18 protein-coding genes and 1 tRNA gene are annotated in these 14928 nt (G+C 64.1%); 10 read left to right on the top strand and 9 right to left on the bottom strand.

Features of this window, described 5'->3' with window-relative positions; genetic code table 11:
* The first annotated feature begins 441 nt into the window (after positions 1–441).
* Positions 442–672 (top strand): DUF7385 family protein, encoded by a 231-nt coding sequence (locus HWX69_RS08555; RefSeq protein WP_156709345.1) that lies wholly within the window; start codon positions 442–444, stop codon positions 670–672.
* Here HWX69_RS08555 and HWX69_RS08550 read toward each other — a convergent pair.
* A complete protein-coding gene (locus HWX69_RS08550; RefSeq protein WP_156709346.1) occupies positions 669–854 on the bottom strand; it encodes a hypothetical protein in 186 nt (61 codons plus the stop codon). The two genes, HWX69_RS08555 and HWX69_RS08550, sit on opposite strands and share 4 nt — an antisense overlap.
* A gap of 109 nt (positions 855–963) precedes the next feature.
* Here HWX69_RS08550 and HWX69_RS08545 point away from each other — a divergent pair, with 109 nt between their 5' ends.
* The 3 genes from HWX69_RS08545 to HWX69_RS08535 all read left to right on the top strand — a co-directional run bounded on the left by HWX69_RS08545 (position 964) and on the right by HWX69_RS08535 (position 2943).
* Positions 964–1422: a hypothetical protein gene (locus HWX69_RS08545; protein ID WP_178916706.1), complete on the top strand. Its 459-nt coding sequence runs from the start codon at positions 964–966 to the stop codon at positions 1420–1422.
* An 88-nt stretch (positions 1423–1510) separates the two neighbouring features.
* Positions 1511–2206: a LiaF transmembrane domain-containing protein gene (locus tag HWX69_RS08540; protein ID WP_178916705.1), complete on the top strand. Its 696-nt coding sequence runs from the start codon at positions 1511–1513 to the stop codon at positions 2204–2206.
* A gap of 83 nt (positions 2207–2289) precedes the next feature.
* The gene (locus HWX69_RS08535) at positions 2290–2943 is read left to right on the top strand and encodes a helix-turn-helix domain-containing protein (protein WP_178916704.1); all 654 of its coding nucleotides are present in this window, start codon (positions 2290–2292) and stop codon (positions 2941–2943) included.
* A gap of 48 nt (positions 2944–2991) precedes the next feature.
* Here HWX69_RS08535 and HWX69_RS08530 read toward each other — a convergent pair whose 3' ends face one another.
* Positions 2992–4506 carry an SLC13 family permease gene (locus tag HWX69_RS08530; protein WP_178916703.1) on the bottom strand — a complete coding sequence of 505 codons (1515 nt, stop codon included), beginning with the start codon at positions 4504–4506 and terminating at the stop codon, positions 2992–2994.
* Between the two features lie 219 nt (positions 4507–4725).
* Between HWX69_RS08530 and HWX69_RS08525 the strand changes: the two genes are divergently transcribed.
* A complete protein-coding gene (locus tag HWX69_RS08525) occupies positions 4726–5175 on the top strand; it encodes a pyridoxamine 5'-phosphate oxidase family protein (RefSeq protein ID WP_178916702.1) in 450 nt (149 codons plus the stop codon).
* Between the two features lie 108 nt (positions 5176–5283).
* Here HWX69_RS08525 and HWX69_RS08520 read toward each other — a convergent pair.
* A tRNA-Ala gene (locus HWX69_RS08520) sits at positions 5284–5355 on the bottom strand.
* 177 nt (positions 5356–5532) lie between these two features.
* Here HWX69_RS08520 and HWX69_RS08515 point away from each other — a divergent pair.
* From HWX69_RS08515 to HWX69_RS08505, 3 genes are read left to right on the top strand one after another with little or no spacing between them, the layout of a single operon-like run.
* On the top strand, positions 5533–5949 hold the full coding sequence (locus HWX69_RS08515; RefSeq protein WP_178916701.1) for a cobalamin B12-binding domain-containing protein: 417 nt from the start codon (positions 5533–5535) through the stop codon (positions 5947–5949).
* Positions 5950–6987 (top strand): methylmalonyl Co-A mutase-associated GTPase MeaB, encoded by a 1038-nt coding sequence (gene meaB, locus HWX69_RS08510; RefSeq protein WP_178916700.1) that lies wholly within the window; start codon positions 5950–5952, stop codon positions 6985–6987.
* 56 nt (positions 6988–7043) lie between these two features.
* On the top strand, positions 7044–7964 hold the full coding sequence (locus HWX69_RS08505; protein WP_178916699.1) for an alpha/beta fold hydrolase: 921 nt from the start codon (positions 7044–7046) through the stop codon (positions 7962–7964).
* On the opposite strand, the gene HWX69_RS08500 is transcribed toward HWX69_RS08505, so the two are convergent.
* The 4 genes from HWX69_RS08500 to HWX69_RS08485 form a co-directional block, all read right to left on the bottom strand.
* Positions 7961–8986, bottom strand: a complete 1026-nt coding sequence (locus HWX69_RS08500; protein ID WP_178916698.1) for a response regulator — start codon at positions 8984–8986, stop codon at positions 7961–7963. The genes HWX69_RS08505 and HWX69_RS08500 overlap by 4 nt on opposite strands.
* A 64-nt stretch (positions 8987–9050) precedes the next feature.
* Positions 9051–9422 carry an OB-fold domain-containing protein gene (locus tag HWX69_RS08495; protein ID WP_178918317.1) on the bottom strand — a complete coding sequence of 124 codons (372 nt, stop codon included), beginning with the start codon at positions 9420–9422 and terminating at the stop codon, positions 9051–9053.
* A gap of 8 nt (positions 9423–9430) precedes the next feature.
* The gene (locus tag HWX69_RS08490; RefSeq protein ID WP_178916697.1) at positions 9431–10609 is read right to left on the bottom strand and encodes a thiolase domain-containing protein; all 1179 of its coding nucleotides are present in this window, start codon (positions 10607–10609) and stop codon (positions 9431–9433) included.
* 63 nt (positions 10610–10672) lie between these two features.
* Complete coding sequence (locus HWX69_RS08485) at positions 10673–10942, bottom strand: DUF7111 family protein (protein ID WP_156709356.1); 270 nt, start codon at positions 10940–10942, stop codon at positions 10673–10675.
* 86 nt (positions 10943–11028) lie between these two features.
* Here HWX69_RS08485 and HWX69_RS08480 point away from each other — a divergent pair, with 86 nt between their 5' ends.
* Complete coding sequence (locus HWX69_RS08480) at positions 11029–12510, top strand: ATPase domain-containing protein (RefSeq protein ID WP_178916696.1); 1482 nt, start codon at positions 11029–11031, stop codon at positions 12508–12510.
* Positions 12511–12547: 37 nt separating this feature from the next.
* Positions 12548–12817, top strand: a complete 270-nt coding sequence (locus HWX69_RS08475) for a PadR family transcriptional regulator (protein WP_178916695.1) — start codon at positions 12548–12550, stop codon at positions 12815–12817.
* Positions 12818–12832: 15 nt separating this feature from the next.
* Here HWX69_RS08475 and HWX69_RS08470 read toward each other — a convergent pair whose 3' ends face one another.
* Both HWX69_RS08470 and HWX69_RS08465 read right to left on the bottom strand, forming a co-directional pair.
* Positions 12833–13975 (bottom strand): acyl-CoA dehydrogenase, encoded by a 1143-nt coding sequence (locus HWX69_RS08470; protein WP_178916694.1) that lies wholly within the window; start codon positions 13973–13975, stop codon positions 12833–12835.
* 87 nt (positions 13976–14062) lie between these two features.
* Positions 14063–14923: a 3-hydroxyacyl-CoA dehydrogenase family protein gene (locus tag HWX69_RS08465; RefSeq protein ID WP_178916693.1), complete on the bottom strand. Its 861-nt coding sequence runs from the start codon at positions 14921–14923 to the stop codon at positions 14063–14065.
* Positions 14924–14928 lie beyond the last annotated feature (5 nt).

Raw genomic sequence — 14928 nt, 5'->3', positions numbered from 1 at the left:
GACGTGGCCGTTTCAGAGCGCGTGTTCGAAGCGTCGTATCGAGCTTCGAATACGCTGTAGTACCCGAATTCGATAATCGACAGTTGCACACGTACTGCGTTGTCCGGCCAATTTTAGAGTAGTTATGCCCCTATCACCAACCATATGTGTTCTAATTCGCCATTCTGCAGGAATAACAGAAATATTAATATGGTATAATGTATTAAACGAGATTCCAATCAACCGTTAAGTACGTCGGATGTGCTACAACGTGCCACGATGACAGAGAAAGCAACCCTCAAAGAAGTCGACCACACACCGCCGACCGGTGAGTCGGTGTCGAACGTCTGGGACCGCGGCATAGAAGACGACGACTGAGGCATTCCCGTTTTGTCAATTCAATTGTGTTTCCGAAGCCGTAGCTCCCGCGAGATTGAATAGGAACCCGCCGTTTGTCCACGTATGGACATCGATACAGACGAACTCCTCGCGTCGCTGACGCCCCGAGAAGAGAACCCCGCAATCAAGTCCTACCAGAACACGGTCGCCGTCGCCTGCCCAGCCTGCGAGGAGCCCTTCGACGACCTCGTCGTCTGCAAGCAGAACCCCACGAGTCTCAACCTCTCGAAACAGCTCGACCTCTGTGTCGGCGTCGAGGACGGACAGGCGTTCATCTTCACGCACAAACCCTAGCTCCACGGCCCAACGTCGAAGACGTTTCCGGCCACCCAGCCGACGAGAAACGGCGTGACGATGGCCAGACACGCGATTCCCATGTAGCGTGCCGGCGGCGGCTGGAGGGCGAGGTAGACGAGATACAGCGTGCCGACGACTGGCAGGGACCGACCGAGAAGCGAACGCACTTTCGAGTACATACGCCCAGTTCCGGGAGCGACGGCCAAGAGCGTGCCGTCTAGTGACGGCGGTAGGACCCGTCAATGAGAGGCACAACGCTTACGAAAGCGTGACGGCGAGTGCCCGGGTATGCGCCGTCGCCAGTATCTCGCCGGCCTGACCCTAGCGAGCAGTGCCTTCCTCGCAGGCTGTAGCGGACGCGATGACACGACGGCAACGCCCGACAGCGAGAGCAGCGACATCAGACGGGAAGCGTTCAGGGAGGCCCTGACGGAGAACGGAATCACCGTCCGCGAACTCGCCGTCGACGACGAATCTCACGTCAACCTCGAGTACGAACCCGCCGAACCGACCGAGGAGAGCGTCAGGAACAGCATCGACGCCGCCGCGAGAGCGTTCTTCGACCGCGTGTACGGCGAGAGCGGATGGGCCGTCGAGCGACTCGACGCCCGCGTCGTCGTCGATGGGACGCTCGTCGCGACGTGGCAGATGAAATCCGAGTGGATAGAGGAGTACCTAGAGGGACGGATTTCCCGCGATGAGATGGCCGCGAGAGTCGAAGACAGTGTCGAGCGACACGACCAGTAGCGCGAGAGCTGCGGCCGAAGCGACCGGTCGTTCTTGGATTCCGAGACTAACCGACCGGTGTTATATTGTTTCGCGCCGTTTTCTTCGTATGGCAACCGAAACGTCTCCCTCCCGGCGGCTCCCGACGAGCCAACTGCTCTTCGGCATCCTCGTCGTCCTCGTCGGCATCCTCGTACTGCTCGATACGACCGGTGTCTTCGAAACCGGTGACCTGCTTCGGTACGCCCCGTCGCTCCTCGTGGTCGTCGGGCTGTGGGCACTAGTTGGAAGCCGGTTCCGGAACCTCGTCGGTCCCGTGGTCCTCGTCGGCATCGGGACGGCGTGGCAGCTCCTCGCCCTCGGATACGCGACGTGGGACGAACTCGTCGTGTACTGGCCCCTCCTCGTCATCGCATTCGGCCTCTCGATACTGCTCGGCCAGTACCGAACGGGGGTACGTGAGGTCGACGACGACAGCGTCTCGGCGTTCGCAGTGTTCGGCGGCTCCGAGCGGCGCAGTACCTCCGAGCAGTTCGCCGGGGCGGACCTCACGGCGGTGTTCGGTGGGACGGAACTCGACCTCCGGGATGCAGAAATCGGTGACCGACCCGCCCGCATCAACGCAGTCGCGCTGTTCGGCGGCGTCGACATCGTCGTCCCCCGGGAGTGGAACGTCCGGTTGGACGTCATCCCGATTCTGGGCGGCGCGACGGACGACAGACCGCGGAGTGCCGACCCGAACCGGGAGGTCGACATCGTCGTCTCCGGGTTCGTCGCTTTCGGTGGCGTCACTATCACCGACTGAGCAACCGGTCGCTGAATCGGCAATAAGAATTTTATTGATTGGGCAATCCTATCGTACAGGGTGATGGAGGGGATGGGTGAACGATGAGCGTCCGGGTGAGTGTCTCCGTTTCTGCATCTGATTTCGTGTTGGAACGACTGCTCGCCGAACATTCCGGCAGCTCCGTCAGGTTGGACCGCATCGCTGCCTTCGATGAGAGCCTCGTGCCGTATCTGTGGGTGGCGGAGCAAAACACCGAGGCCACGAGTCGGGCACTCCGTGAAGACCCCGACGTCGAGGGGTTCGAAGTCATCGATACGTTCGGGTGCGATACGCTCATCCGCGTCGGCTGGACCTCGGATGCCGAGGAGTTCGTCGAGGGGCTCGTCGAATCCGATGCGGTCCTCGTCGAGGCGGTGAGCGACGGTACCTCGTGGTCGCTCGAACTCCGATTCCCCGACCACGACCGACTCAGCGAGTTCCACGCGTGGTGTCTCGACTACGGAATCGACCTCTCGGTCGGTGAGGTGTACAGCAGCAACGAAACAGTAGACGAGGAGGGACCGCTGACCGACGTTCAGCGCGAGACCCTGTACGCCGCCCTCGATGCGGGCTACTTCGAGGTGCCACGGGAGGTGACGCTCACCGAACTCGCAGACGACCTCGGAGTCTCCGACAACGCGGTTTCACAGCGTCTCAGGCGAGGGGTTTCGGCTCTTGTTCGCCGCCAGCGTTCGGTAACCGACACCGGTTCGTAACGGACCCGCTCTGTCCGGTCGGCGACGGTGACGCCGAGTCAACAGATATCAGATACCCCACACGAACGGGAGCCAGAGGTACGCCATCGCGGTCACGAACAGGATGCCGAGGAGGTTCAGCCAGATACCGACGCGGACCATCTTGGGGATGGACAGATAGCCGCTTCCGAAGACGATCGCGTTCGGGGGCGTCGCAACCGGAAGCATAAACGCCATCGAGGCGGCGACCGCGACGGTCACCATGAGCACGAGCGACGGTGCAGCCAGCGACGCCCCGAGAGAGACCATCACCGGGATAAAAAGCGACGCCGTCGCGCTGTTCGAGGTGACTTCGGTGAGGAAAACGACGAGCGCGGCGACGGCGAGCAGAACCCAGACTAAATCGACGCCCTGTAGGCCGGACAACCCACCCGCTATCCAGCGGTCGAGTCCGCTGGACTGGAAGGCCCGCGCGAGCGAAAACCCCGCCCCGAACAGGAGCAACACGCCCCACGGGACTCGAGTGGTTGCCTCCCAATCGAGGAGGAACTCACCGCGGCGGAGGTCGACGGGCACCAGAAACACCAATACGCCGCCTATGAGGGCAATCGTGGTGTCGGTGATTGCGGGCGCGACCGGTTCGATGACGAACGGCCGAAGCAGCCACCCGAAGACGACGACGCCGAACACCACGACGACGCGTCGTTCGCCCGTACTCATCGGTCCGAGGGCAGCCATCTGCTCGCGGACGACGGAGCGACCCGCGGAGACCGCGCTGGTGTCGGGGGGAAAGACGGTAATCAAAGCGAGCCACGCCACGGGCAGGAACACGAGCGCCGTCGGGACGCCGAACAGCATCCACTCGACGAAGCCGATTTCGACGCCGAGAGAGGAACTCGCGATTCCAGCGAGAATCGCGTTCGGTGGGGTTCCGATGAGCGTCGCGACACCGCCTATCGAGGCGCCGTAGGCGATGCCGAGCATGAGCGCGACGCCGAAATTCGACTGCCTAAGCGTGGTTTCACCCGCCTCGAGTGCATCCAGCGTCGAGACCGAGTACCTCGGCGTAGCGTCATCCGGCGCTCGGAACGCCTGCCGCTGGGCGACGACGGCCATCCCGATGGGAACCATCATCATCGCCGTTGCGGTGTTCGAGACCCACATCGAGAGAAACGCCGTTGCGAGCATGAACCCGAAAATCAACCGACGCGCATCCTCGCCGGCACGGAGCAACACGTTGAGCGCGATGCGCCGATGGAGCCCCCACCGTTCGATGGCGAGAGCCACCAGAAATCCACCGAGAAACAGAAAGACGACGGGGTCCGCGTAGGGGGCCGCAGCGTCGGTCACGCTGGTGACACCGAGTGCCGGAAACAGGAGTATCGGAAGGAGGCTCGTCACTGGAATCGGAACTGCCTCGGTCATCCACCACACCGCAATCCAGAGCGTACACGCCAGCACGGCATTCGCCGCCGGTGACAGACTCGCCGGCGAGACGCCGAACTGCACGAAGAGGAACGACAGCGGACCGAGAACTATCCCGACCCGTTGCAGCCGAGTGTACGCCCCCTCGTCGTCCGACATCTGAAATCCCGGCGGACACACGCAGAGGATGGTAATAATTGTACAGTCGCTCAAAACTCCGTCGGGGGCCGAATCCTGTCGAACTGCTGTCTTCGGCCCGTTTCGTCCGAACGGATTTCCCACACCGTGACGAGGAGACGAACGACGCCACACGTGATTGCGACGAGCGACGCCAGACCGCCGGCCCGTTTTTTAACGCTCCGCGCCGTATCGGTTCGTATGACAGCTCCGGACTCCGTGGCGATGGACGACGACGAGCGAGACGAATTCCTCGGCAACGGCGGAACGGGCGTTATTTCCTTTCCGACCGACGGCGGCGAAGCGCCGCACTCGCTTCCGGTCTCTTACGGGTACGACGCCGCCGAGGAGACATTCTACTTCCGACTCGCCGCCGACGAGGACCGAGAGAAGAGCGACCTCCTCGACCGACCAGTCTCGTTCGTGACCTACGGTACTGTCGACGACACTTGGCAGAGCGTCGTCGCCGAGGGGCGACTCGAAGAGACGACCGACGCCTCGATTGCGACGGAGACCCTCGAAGGCCTCGAACGCGTCCGGATTCCGCTCGTCGACATCTTCGGACAACCACCAGCAGATGTCGACTTCGAGTTCTACCGTCTCGTCCCCGAGTCGTTGACGGCTCGAACGGAGTCCTCGACGAGTATCTAAGTAGTCGGGGGCAGCTACGCCATAGAACTCGCCGGGACCGAGCGAAGTCGGAGGCTTCCCGAGGGCCGGCGAGTCAGCTGACTGAGGGAACGAAGTGACCGAAGGAAGTGGACTCGCCGGGATTTGAACCCGGGGCCTTCCCCGTGCCAGGGGGATGATCTACCACTGATCTACGAGCCCTCGAACGCACCCGTTTCTATCCGGACCGAATTCATAAACCCATCGAAGCGGCGGTCCCCCTGAGGATGCGACACACGTTCGTCGGTCGTTCGCAACTTCAGTTGGACTAGTGGAAATCCGCCGAGAGTCGTCGAGCGCTCCGTTAGAGTCAAACACCTGCCCGCAGAATCGTGTGGTATGAGCACAGAGGGAGAACAGCGAACGATTAGGTGTCTGGTGGCGAAGGTCGGCCTCGACGGCCACGACCGCGGCGCTCACGTCATCGCTCGGGCGTTCCGCGACGCCGGCTTCGAAGTGATTTACTCCGGACTGCACAAATCGCCCGACGAAATCGTCCAGGCGGCGGTTCAGGAGGACGTGGACGTGCTCGGTATCTCGATTCTGTCGGGCGCCCACGACACGCTCGTCCCGAAAATCATCGACGGGCTGAAAGAGTACGACGCCTTCGACGACACGCTCGTGTTGGTCGGCGGCATCGTCCCCGACGACGACCGAGAGGAACTGTACGAGCTGGGGGTCGCAGAGATATTCGGCCCCGGTTCGTCGATGCAGGACACCATCGACTTCGTCCGCGAGAACGCCCCAGAACGATAGATGACGGCGGAAGAGACGCTCATCGACGATTTGTTGGCGGGGAAACACCGCGCGCTCGCCCGCGTCATCACGAAAATCGAGAACCGCAGTCCGGGGTATCGGGAACTCGTCTCTCAGCTCCACGAACACACCGGGAGCGCCGAAGTCGTCGGTATCACGGGCTCTCCGGGCGCCGGCAAGTCGACGCTCGTCGACAAGATGGCGGCGACGTACCGCGAACGCGGCGAGACGGTCGGCGTCATCGCCATCGACCCGTCCTCGCCGTTCACCGGCGGTGCCGTATTGGGCGACCGCATCCGGATGGCCTCGAACGTCGGCGACATGGACGTGTTCTTCCGGTCGATGTCGGCGCGGGGGTCTCTGGGCGGGCTCTCGACGGCGACGACTGATGCCGTGAAAGCGCTCGACGCCTTCGGCAAGGACAGGATCATCGTCGAGACGGTCGGGGCCGGCCAGAACGAAATCGAGATCGTCAAAACCGCCGACACGGTCGCCGTGTTGGTGCCACCGGGCTCCGGCGACGACGTACAGATGCTGAAGGCGGGCATCCTCGAAATCGCGGACATCTTCGTCGTCAACAAGGCGGACATGGACGGCGCCGACCGCACGGTGAAGGAACTCCGGGAGATGATTCACATGCAGAACGCCGGCCCGATGGCTGGACACCACGGTGCCGACGCCATCGAATCCAGCGACGACACCGAAGACGAGGACACCGGCTGGGAGCCCCAAATCGTCGAAACGGTGGCGAAAACCGGCGAGGGCGTCGAAGAGTTCCTCGAAACGCTGGAGAAACACGCCGTGTGGCTCGAGGAGACGGGCGAGTTGGAGGAACAAGCGCGCCAGCGGTACGGCGCCGAGATTCGGACGCTGCTTCGGGAGGACACCGCCGACCTCATCGAAACCGAACTCGAGGCGAGAGGCGGCCTCAACGAGTACATCGACGCGGTGTTGGCTCGGGAGACGGACCCCTACACGGTCGCCGACGAGGTCCTCGCGCCGCTGGCGGAGTGTGTCGAACGGCAACGGGACCGGTAGCCGCGAAGGTGGCCGAGGGCGGTAGTTCTAAGCGACGGTCGGCCCTGAATCGTGGTATGAACCTGAAGCGACTGCTGGGCGGTACCGCCGTGGGTGTCGGCGTCGCCGCCGTCGGCAACCGACTGCTCCGCGGGGAGCGTTCGGACCTCGATCCGCCGCTCGGTCGACCGCTGTCGACGTACCGGTGGCGGGGGTTCGACATCGCCTACACCGAGGCCGGCGACGCCGAATCGCCCGACCTCGTGTTGTTCCACGGCATCAACGCCGCCGGGTCGAGCCACGAGTTCCGGTACGTGGTCGACGCCCTGGCCGAGGAGTACCACGTCATCGCCCCGGACTTACCGGGGTTCGGTCACTCCGACCGGCCGCCGCTTCTGTACTCCGGAGCGCTGTACGTCGCGTTCGTCAGGGATTTCCTCCGGGACTGTGCCGACGACCCGACAGTGCTGGCCTCGTCGCTGTCGGCTGCGTACACGGCCGTCGCCGCCGAAGACGGCGACCTCGCGGTCGAGTCCTTCGTGTTCGTCTGTCCGACGGCCTCGACGATACCGGGCCGGCGAACGTGGCTCCGGTCGCTGCTCCGCTCGCCCGTCGTCGGTGAGGGGCTGTACAACCTCCTCGTCTCGAAGCCATCGATTCGGTACTTCCTCGTCGACCACGGGTTCGCGCGGGAGTCGTCGATTACCGAGGAGTGGGTCGATTACGACTGGGCGACCGCCCACCAGCCCGGAGCGCGATTCGCGCCGGCCTCCTTCGTGAGTGGCTTTCTGGACCTCGATGTCGACCTCGGGGCGACGCTCGCGGAACTCGACGTGCCGACGACTATCGTCTGGGGTCGGGACGCCGAGTTGCCGCCACTGTCGACCGGTCGGACGCTCGCGGAGACTGCCGAAGCACGGCTCGTGGTCTTCGACGACGCCGACCTCCTGCCACACGCCGAACACCCCGAGGCGTTCGCCGAGTTCTTCACCGACTAGGAGAGTTCCACGGACACCGGGACCGCCGACGGCGGGTCCCGCTCCAGCAGTTCCTCGATGGCTTCCAGTTCCGCACGGAGCCCCTCCTCGTCGCCGCTCTCGAGCGCCGCGTGAGCCGCTTCGAGACGGCTTCGAGCCGAGCGAACCGCCTCCTCGCGGTCGCGGGCCCATTCGCTCGTGAGTTCGTGGCCGAGCCAGTCGGCGAGCAACTCGACGAACGCCCGTTCCCACCCGGTGAACTCGCCGCGACCCCGACGGCTACAGAAACACAGCGTCCCGTAGCGCTCGTCGCCGACGTAGACGGGTGCGCCGATGTAACTGTTGAAGCCGTCCTCGGAGGGTTCAGCCGACGCGTCGGCGGTGACGGCGACGGTCCCGCTGTCGTCAAGCGTCGGACTCCCGATGTCGTCCGCGAACGGTATCTCGCCGTCCGTCGGGAACGGAAGCGTCCCCTCGACGCTTTCGACGACGACCTCGGTGTTGCCGTCGGAGCCTTGCAGAAACGCACCGTATTCGGTTTCAAGCGTCTCACTCCCCAGCGACAGCAATCCCTCGACGGGCGTCGAGACACTGTCGATAACCGTTCGAGCGAGGTTTCGAAGGGCCGCTTCCCGACGGCTCGCTTCGGCCTCGGCGCGGTACCGCGCCGCCGCGTTCTCGATGCGGTTGGCGAGGACGCGCCACTGCTCACCACCACGACGCTTCCGGAAGTAGTCGGTGACGCCCTCAGAGACGGCCTCACTGGCGATTTCCTCGCTCCCCCGGGCGGTAAACAAGATGAACGGGATGTCGGGTTCCATCTGCCGGACGTATCGGAGGAGTTCGAGACCGGTCATCTCCGGCATGTGGTAGTCGCTGACGACACAGTCGATTCCGCCGTCATCGACTGCCTCGAGTGCCTCGTTTGGGTCCGTCTCGACCCGGATGGAAAACTCCTCGCGAAGTTCGCCGAGTTGATTTGCCATCAGGTCGGCGAGGGAGGGGTCGTCGTCGACGAGGAGAACCCGAATAGAGGCAGCCATGCCAGTTAGGTCGGGATACGCGGGATTAACGTTTCGGTCCAACTCACCGTCCGTGGACCGGGGCCTACCGTGGCCTGAACGTCACTACGCGCTCGCCCTCCGTCTTCGTCTCCTCGACATCGACGCCGACGACGAATCCCGGACCAGGCTCGTCGTCGGTACCGCGAACGACACCGGTGAGACGGACCGGGCCGAAGTCGACGATAGCGGTGACGTAGGGTGCGTCGTCGGCGAACTGCGGGCCGGGGACGGACACGGTCGTCGCCGCGACGACCTCGCCAGCGTCGGGGAGCGGTTCGTCGGTGAGGTCGCGGCTGCCACAGTCGGGACAGACCCGTCGCGGCGGCAGCGAACCGTGCCCTTCCGGACAGGCCAGGAAGTACCCTTGGCCGTCCTCGATGGCGTCGAGGAGGTTGTCGTAGCCGTTGTGGCGCATTTCGATGCTCATGCGTCCACCTCCGTCGTCCGCTCGAGGACGTGAACGGTTGCCGTCGCGACCGTCCCACCGGCGTTGTGGGCGATGCCAACGGACGGGTCGTCGAGGGCATCCGAGCGGGCGTGGGTACCGGCGAGTAGTTTGGTGAGTTCGGCGATCTGTGCGACGCCGGTCGCACCGACTGGATGGCCTTTCGCCTTCAGTCCGCCCGAGAGGTTCACCGGAATCGACCCGTCGCGAGTCGTCTTGCCGTCCTTCGCCGCCGTCAGCCCCTCACCGGGTTCGAAGAAGCCCAGCGACTCCGTCGCGAGGACCTCCGCGATGGTGAAGCAGTCGTGGACCTCCGCACAGTCCACGTCCGCGGGGGTGATGTCCGCCTCGGCGTAGGCCGTCTCGGCGGCGGTTTCGGCGGCCGGCGTCCGGTACAGCGACTCCCGGTCCTGTAAGGCGAGGTTGTCCGTTCCCTGTCCGGTTCCCGTCACGGTGACCGGTGCATCGAGGTCGTGGTCGGCCGCGAAGGACTCGCTGGTCAGCACGACGGCGGCGGCGCCGTCCGAGATGGGACAGGCGTCGTAGAGGCCGAGCGGCGAGGCGACGCGGGGGGCCTCCAGGGCGTCCTCGACGGTGATAGCCGACTGGAAGTGGGCCTTCTCGTTGACGACTGCGTTGTCGTGGTTCTTCACCGCGATGTGTGCGAGGTCGTCCGCGTCGGCGTCGTAGGCGTCGAGATACGCCGACGCCATCAGCGCGTAGGCGCCGGGGAACGTCATCCCGGCTTTGATTTCATACAGGTCGTCGGCGGCGATGGAGAGGCCGTCGGTCGCGCCGGCGGTTCCCATGTCGGTCATCCGTTCGGTGCCACCGACCAACACCGCGTCGGCTTCGCCGTTGCGGACGGCTTGAACCGCCGCACGGACGGCGGTACCGCCGGAGGCACACGCCGCCTCGAAGCGGGTCGCGGGGGCGTCGATGCCGATGGCCTCGGCGAAGAGCGGGGCTTGATGGCCCTGATGTTCCGCCAACTCGCCCATGAAATTGCCGTAGTACAGTTCGTCGATGTCGTCGGGGTCGAGTTGAGCGTCTTCGAGTGCGTCGATACCGGCCTCCGCGAAGAGGTCACGGCCCGTCCGACCGGCGTGTTCGCCGAACGCCGTCATTCCCGTTCCAGCTATGCGTACGTTCGCCATACCGGAAATCTCTCGGTTTCACTTAACCACCTGCCGAAGCCGGCAACATCGGCAGCGACTCGCTCACATCCCCATGTCGGCCGCCGCCTCGGGTATCGGGAGGTCCGCCACGGCCACTCCGAGGAGTTCCGCGGCGTGGTCCAGCGCCATGTCGAACCCGTAGTAGCGTTCCAGTTCGTCGCCGTCGACGGTCGGTCGGACCTTCAACATCGCATACCCCTCGACGTTCTGTGCGACGACCGCCGTCCGGCCGTCGGCGTCGAACTCGAGCAGGCGCTCTTCGTCGGTTTCGCGGTACTGGGCGGTAATCCCGTCGGCCTCGGCCGTCGACATATCCGCGTGTAAGCGGTCGGCGTATGCGAAACTACCGGTCGAAAGCCAGCGTACTTTTATGCAGATTCGGTTCGACGCGATGAACAATGACGGATGTCGACACCGGGAAAGCGGCGACGGGAGATGCAGTTCTCGACCGAATGCTACGGGGCGGAATCCCCCGAAATCGAACCGTTCTCGTCCGCGGCGGCCCCGGTACGGGGAAGACGACATTCGGGATGCAGTTCCTGCAGGAGGGACTGGAAAACGACGAGCGGTGTCTGTTCGTCAGCACCGAACAGACCCAGGCGGAACTCCGTGACTCCTTTGCGGAGTTCGAGTTCGACCTCGAACACGAAGAGCTCGCGGTGACGACGCTCCATGCGGTGCCGGACGACGGCGACGGCAGCGGCAGACGCCTCAAGCTTCGGACTCTGGAGGGCAACAGCGCCATCGACGAACGTGACGTTCCGCTCACCGAACAGAACGTGGCGCGGCACTTCCGGGCGGCGGCCGGGTGTGACCGCCTCGTCTTCGACAGCGTCTCGGCGCTTCAGGTCCTCGGTGAAAACCAGGAACTGTTCCGTCGTGAACTGCTGGAACTCATCCAACTGTTCACGAAGGACCTCGGCGCGACCGCGCTGTTCACGGCCGAGGACATCGACGACCGCGTCCTCGATTTCACGACCCACGGCGTCATCGAACTCCGCCGGGAGCCCGTCAACGGCGACCCCCACAGATTCCTCGAAATAACGAAGATGCGGGGCGTCGACCACGACAACCGTACCGTCGAGGCGGAAATCGAGAACAGCGGCGTCCGGTGTGCCCCCTCCCGGCGCTCGCAACCGCCCGAACTGAAGACTCACAAACACACCTCCATCGGCATCGACGGCCTCGACAGTCTCTGTGGGGGCGGGCTGGCGACCGGCACCGGCGTGCTCTTCGAACACGACGGCCACGCCAACATGACCGCGCTGTTCGGCGCGATGATGCACGCCGCCCTCGACAAGCGATACAGCATCGTCCTCGTCCCGACGATTCGGATGCGCCCGGACAGCGTCCGAACCATCCTGGAGGGCCACGACCAGAGCCTCGATTCCCTCCTCGAAGACGACCGACTGTTCGTCATCGACATGATCGGCGCGTGGGACGAAACCGAGGACAACGTCTTCGCCGCCAGCGAGTCGGCGACCGGCGTCCGGTCGATACTCGACTCGATAGCCGAGCGAGCGGGCGACGCCCCGAGATTTTCGCTCATCAACGCCGACGCGATGGTCAACACCCTCGGTACCGACGACGCTCGCGCCGTCCGATACGCACAGGAGGCCCACTGGCTCCGCTCGGACGACCTGCTCGTCCACGTCCACAACCCGAACGTCACGTCCGACCGCATCACGGGATTCTACACGAACGCCGCCGAGCAAGTGCTGCAAACCTGGATTACCGACAACGGGCTGCAGTACATTTCGCTGAAGAAATCACCCTGTGGGTTCGTCGGCACCACCTCGCTGGTCGAGTACACGACCGAACACCCCTTCCTCCGCGTCCAGGACCCGCCGGAAGACCGAGAGAACCCCTACGCCGAGTAATCGGGAGGTCTTTTCGTTCCGCCCCGAAGAATCGTCCATGGAGTGGCTCACAAGCGGCCTTCGCCGCGACATCTGCGTGCTGCTGTACGGCGACGAGCGGCGTGCCCAACAGCTGAAATCCGACCTCGAAACCCACTACGACCGCCGGATTCCACCGGAGCGGTTCTACGGTGCGCTGGAACAACTGGAATCAAAGGGGTTCGTCGAGAAGCGCGTCGACGGATTAGAGGACGTGTACTCGCTGACCGACGGCGGACGGACGGGCGTCGAACGGCAGTTCGAGTGGATGGCCGAGCGAGTCGAGTGACCGAACGCGAGCCGCTCAGTTCAGCAGTTCGTTGGCAATGGTGTTGCGCAGCACTTCGCTGGTGCCCTCGTAAATCTCGTTGAGCTTTGCGTCGCGGTAGAACCGCTCTGCGGGGAAGTCCTTCGTGTAGCCGTAGCCGCCGTGAATCTGGATGCCCTCGTTTGCGACTTCACGGGAGACCTCGGAGGCGTGCAGTTTCGCTTGTGCGGCCTCCTTGACGAAGTTCTCGCCGCGAATCTTCTTGTCGGCCGCCGAGTGCATCAGCAATCGGGCCGCACGGGTCTGGGTGTCCATGTCTGCGAGTTTGTGCTGGATGGACTGGAAGTCGGAAATCGGTTGGTCGAACTGTTCGCGGTCCTGGCTGTACTCGAGGGCGGCGTCGAGCGCCGCCTGTGCGATACCGACAGAGCGGGCGGCGATGGTGATTCGGCCGCCGTTGAGCGTCTTCAGCGCGTGGACGAAGCCGCGACCCTCCTCGCCGAGGCGGCGCGACTCCGGGATGGTGAGGTTGTCGAATCGCAACTCTGCGGTCGGACAGCCCTTGTCGCCGAGTTTGTCCTCCGTGCCCTCGACGATGAAGCCGTCGTCCTCCTCGGGACGAACGATGAACGAGGAGATGCCCTTGTTGCCGGCCTCGGGGTCGGTCTTGGCGAACACCGTGACCGTGTTGGCGACCGAGCCGTTGGAAATCCACAGTTTGCCGCCGTTGATGACGTAGTCGTCGCCGACCTTCTCTGCGGTCGTCTCCATGGCCGGCACGTCGCTACCGGCGCCGGGTTCCGACAGCGCGAACGCGCCGATGTCCTCGCCTTCCGCCAGCGGCGTCAGGAACTCCTCTTTCTGGGATTCGTCGCCGAACTCGTAAATCATGTTGCCCGCAAGCGAGATGTGGGCGGCGACGATGGTTCCGAGACCGCCGGAGCCGCGCGAAATCTCCTCCAACGCGGCAGGGTAGGCGTGATAGTCGAGACCCGCACCGCCGTACTCCTCGGGGAACGGCATCCCCATGAGTCCGAGGTCGGCGAGTTCCTCGACGAGCTCCCACGGGAACTCGTCGTCGTGGTCGATTTCGTCGGCGACGGGGACGACTTCCTCGTCGACGAAGTCGGACACCATGTCCGTGACCTGCTTCTGTTCCGCCGTGAAACTGAAGTCCATACACACAGGTACGGCCGTCGGCACTTTACGTTTCCTCTATCGGTGGTCTCGCGTGCCGATTTCGCCGGCGAGCCACCCTTTGGCCCGTTAGTCGTACTCGTAGAACCCCTTGCCCGTCTTCTTGCCGAGGTCGCCGGCGTCGACCTTCCGTGTGAGCAGATACGCGGGCGTGTAGCGGTCGCCTAACTCCTCGTGGAGCGTCTCGGTGGCGTCGAGACAGATGTCGAGACCGATGTGGTCGGCGAGTTCCAGCGGCCCCATCGGCACGTTCGTCCCGAGTTTCATCCCGCGGTCGATGTCCTCCTTGGTGGCGACGCCCTCGTCGAAGGCGCGAATCCCCTCGTTTATCCACGGCATGAGGATGCGGTTGGAGACGAAACCGGGTTTGTCGTCGGATTCCCACGTCTCCTTGCCGAGTGCCTCCGAGAACTCGTGTGCCAAGGCGACGACATCGGCGTCGGTCTTCTCGCCGACGACGACCTCGACGCCCTTCATCACCGGAACGGGGTTCATGAAGTGGACGCCGACGACGAGTTCGGGGCGGTCGGTCGCCGAGGCGATAGTCGTAATCGACAGCGTCGACGTGTTCGTCGCCAACACCACGTCGTCGTCAACCGCCGAATCGAGGTCGGCGAAGATGTCCTGTTTCACGTCCATGTTCTCGACGGCAGCCTCGACGACGAGGTCACAGGAGGCGAGGTCCGTGAGTTCGGTCGTTCCCTCGATGCGGTCGAGAACGTCGTCGGCCTCCGATTCCGTGAGGTCGTCTTTCTCGACGAACCGCGAGAGGCTCGATTCGATGTTCTCGAGTCCGGAGTCGACGTACTCACGTTCGATGTCGCGCATCACGACGTCGTAGCCGGCCGTCGCGGCCACCTGTGCGATGCCGTTGCCCATCGTGCCGGCACCGACGACGCCGACAGTGTCGATTGCTTCGAGGTCGCGCATACGCT

It is taken from the genome of Natronomonas gomsonensis, assembly GCF_013391635.1.
Classification (GTDB): Archaea; Halobacteriota; Halobacteria; order Halobacteriales; family Haloarculaceae; genus Natronomonas; species Natronomonas gomsonensis_A.
The sequence above is the reverse complement of the archived record's forward strand: the minus strand, read 5'-3'. Positions and strand labels throughout refer to the sequence as shown.

Coding starts and splice junctions, on each gene's coding strand:
- HWX69_RS08555 (WP_156709345.1), top strand. CDS start 442: ATGGACATCGATACAGACGAACTCCTCGCGTCGCTGACGCCCCGAGAA.
- HWX69_RS08550 (WP_156709346.1), bottom strand. CDS start 854: ATGTACTCGAAAGTGCGTTCGCTTCTCGGTCGGTCCCTGCCAGTCGTC.
- HWX69_RS08545 (WP_178916706.1), top strand. CDS start 964: ATGCGCCGTCGCCAGTATCTCGCCGGCCTGACCCTAGCGAGCAGTGCC.
- HWX69_RS08540 (WP_178916705.1), top strand. CDS start 1,511: ATGGCAACCGAAACGTCTCCCTCCCGGCGGCTCCCGACGAGCCAACTG.
- HWX69_RS08535 (WP_178916704.1), top strand. CDS start 2,290: ATGAGCGTCCGGGTGAGTGTCTCCGTTTCTGCATCTGATTTCGTGTTG.
- HWX69_RS08530 (WP_178916703.1), bottom strand. CDS start 4,506: ATGTCGGACGACGAGGGGGCGTACACTCGGCTGCAACGGGTCGGGATA.
- HWX69_RS08525 (WP_178916702.1), top strand. CDS start 4,726: ATGACAGCTCCGGACTCCGTGGCGATGGACGACGACGAGCGAGACGAA.
- HWX69_RS08515 (WP_178916701.1), top strand. CDS start 5,533: ATGAGCACAGAGGGAGAACAGCGAACGATTAGGTGTCTGGTGGCGAAG.
- meaB (WP_178916700.1), top strand. CDS start 5,950: ATGACGGCGGAAGAGACGCTCATCGACGATTTGTTGGCGGGGAAACAC.
- HWX69_RS08505 (WP_178916699.1), top strand. CDS start 7,044: ATGAACCTGAAGCGACTGCTGGGCGGTACCGCCGTGGGTGTCGGCGTC.
- HWX69_RS08500 (WP_178916698.1), bottom strand. CDS start 8,986: ATGGCTGCCTCTATTCGGGTTCTCCTCGTCGACGACGACCCCTCCCTC.
- HWX69_RS08495 (WP_178918317.1), bottom strand. CDS start 9,422: ATGCGCCACAACGGCTACGACAACCTCCTCGACGCCATCGAGGACGGC.
- HWX69_RS08490 (WP_178916697.1), bottom strand. CDS start 10,609: ATGGCGAACGTACGCATAGCTGGAACGGGAATGACGGCGTTCGGCGAA.
- HWX69_RS08485 (WP_156709356.1), bottom strand. CDS start 10,942: ATGTCGACGGCCGAGGCCGACGGGATTACCGCCCAGTACCGCGAAACC.
- HWX69_RS08480 (WP_178916696.1), top strand. CDS start 11,029: ATGACGGATGTCGACACCGGGAAAGCGGCGACGGGAGATGCAGTTCTC.
- HWX69_RS08475 (WP_178916695.1), top strand. CDS start 12,548: ATGGAGTGGCTCACAAGCGGCCTTCGCCGCGACATCTGCGTGCTGCTG.
- HWX69_RS08470 (WP_178916694.1), bottom strand. CDS start 13,975: ATGGACTTCAGTTTCACGGCGGAACAGAAGCAGGTCACGGACATGGTG.
- HWX69_RS08465 (WP_178916693.1), bottom strand. CDS start 14,923: ATGCGCGACCTCGAAGCAATCGACACTGTCGGCGTCGTCGGTGCCGGC.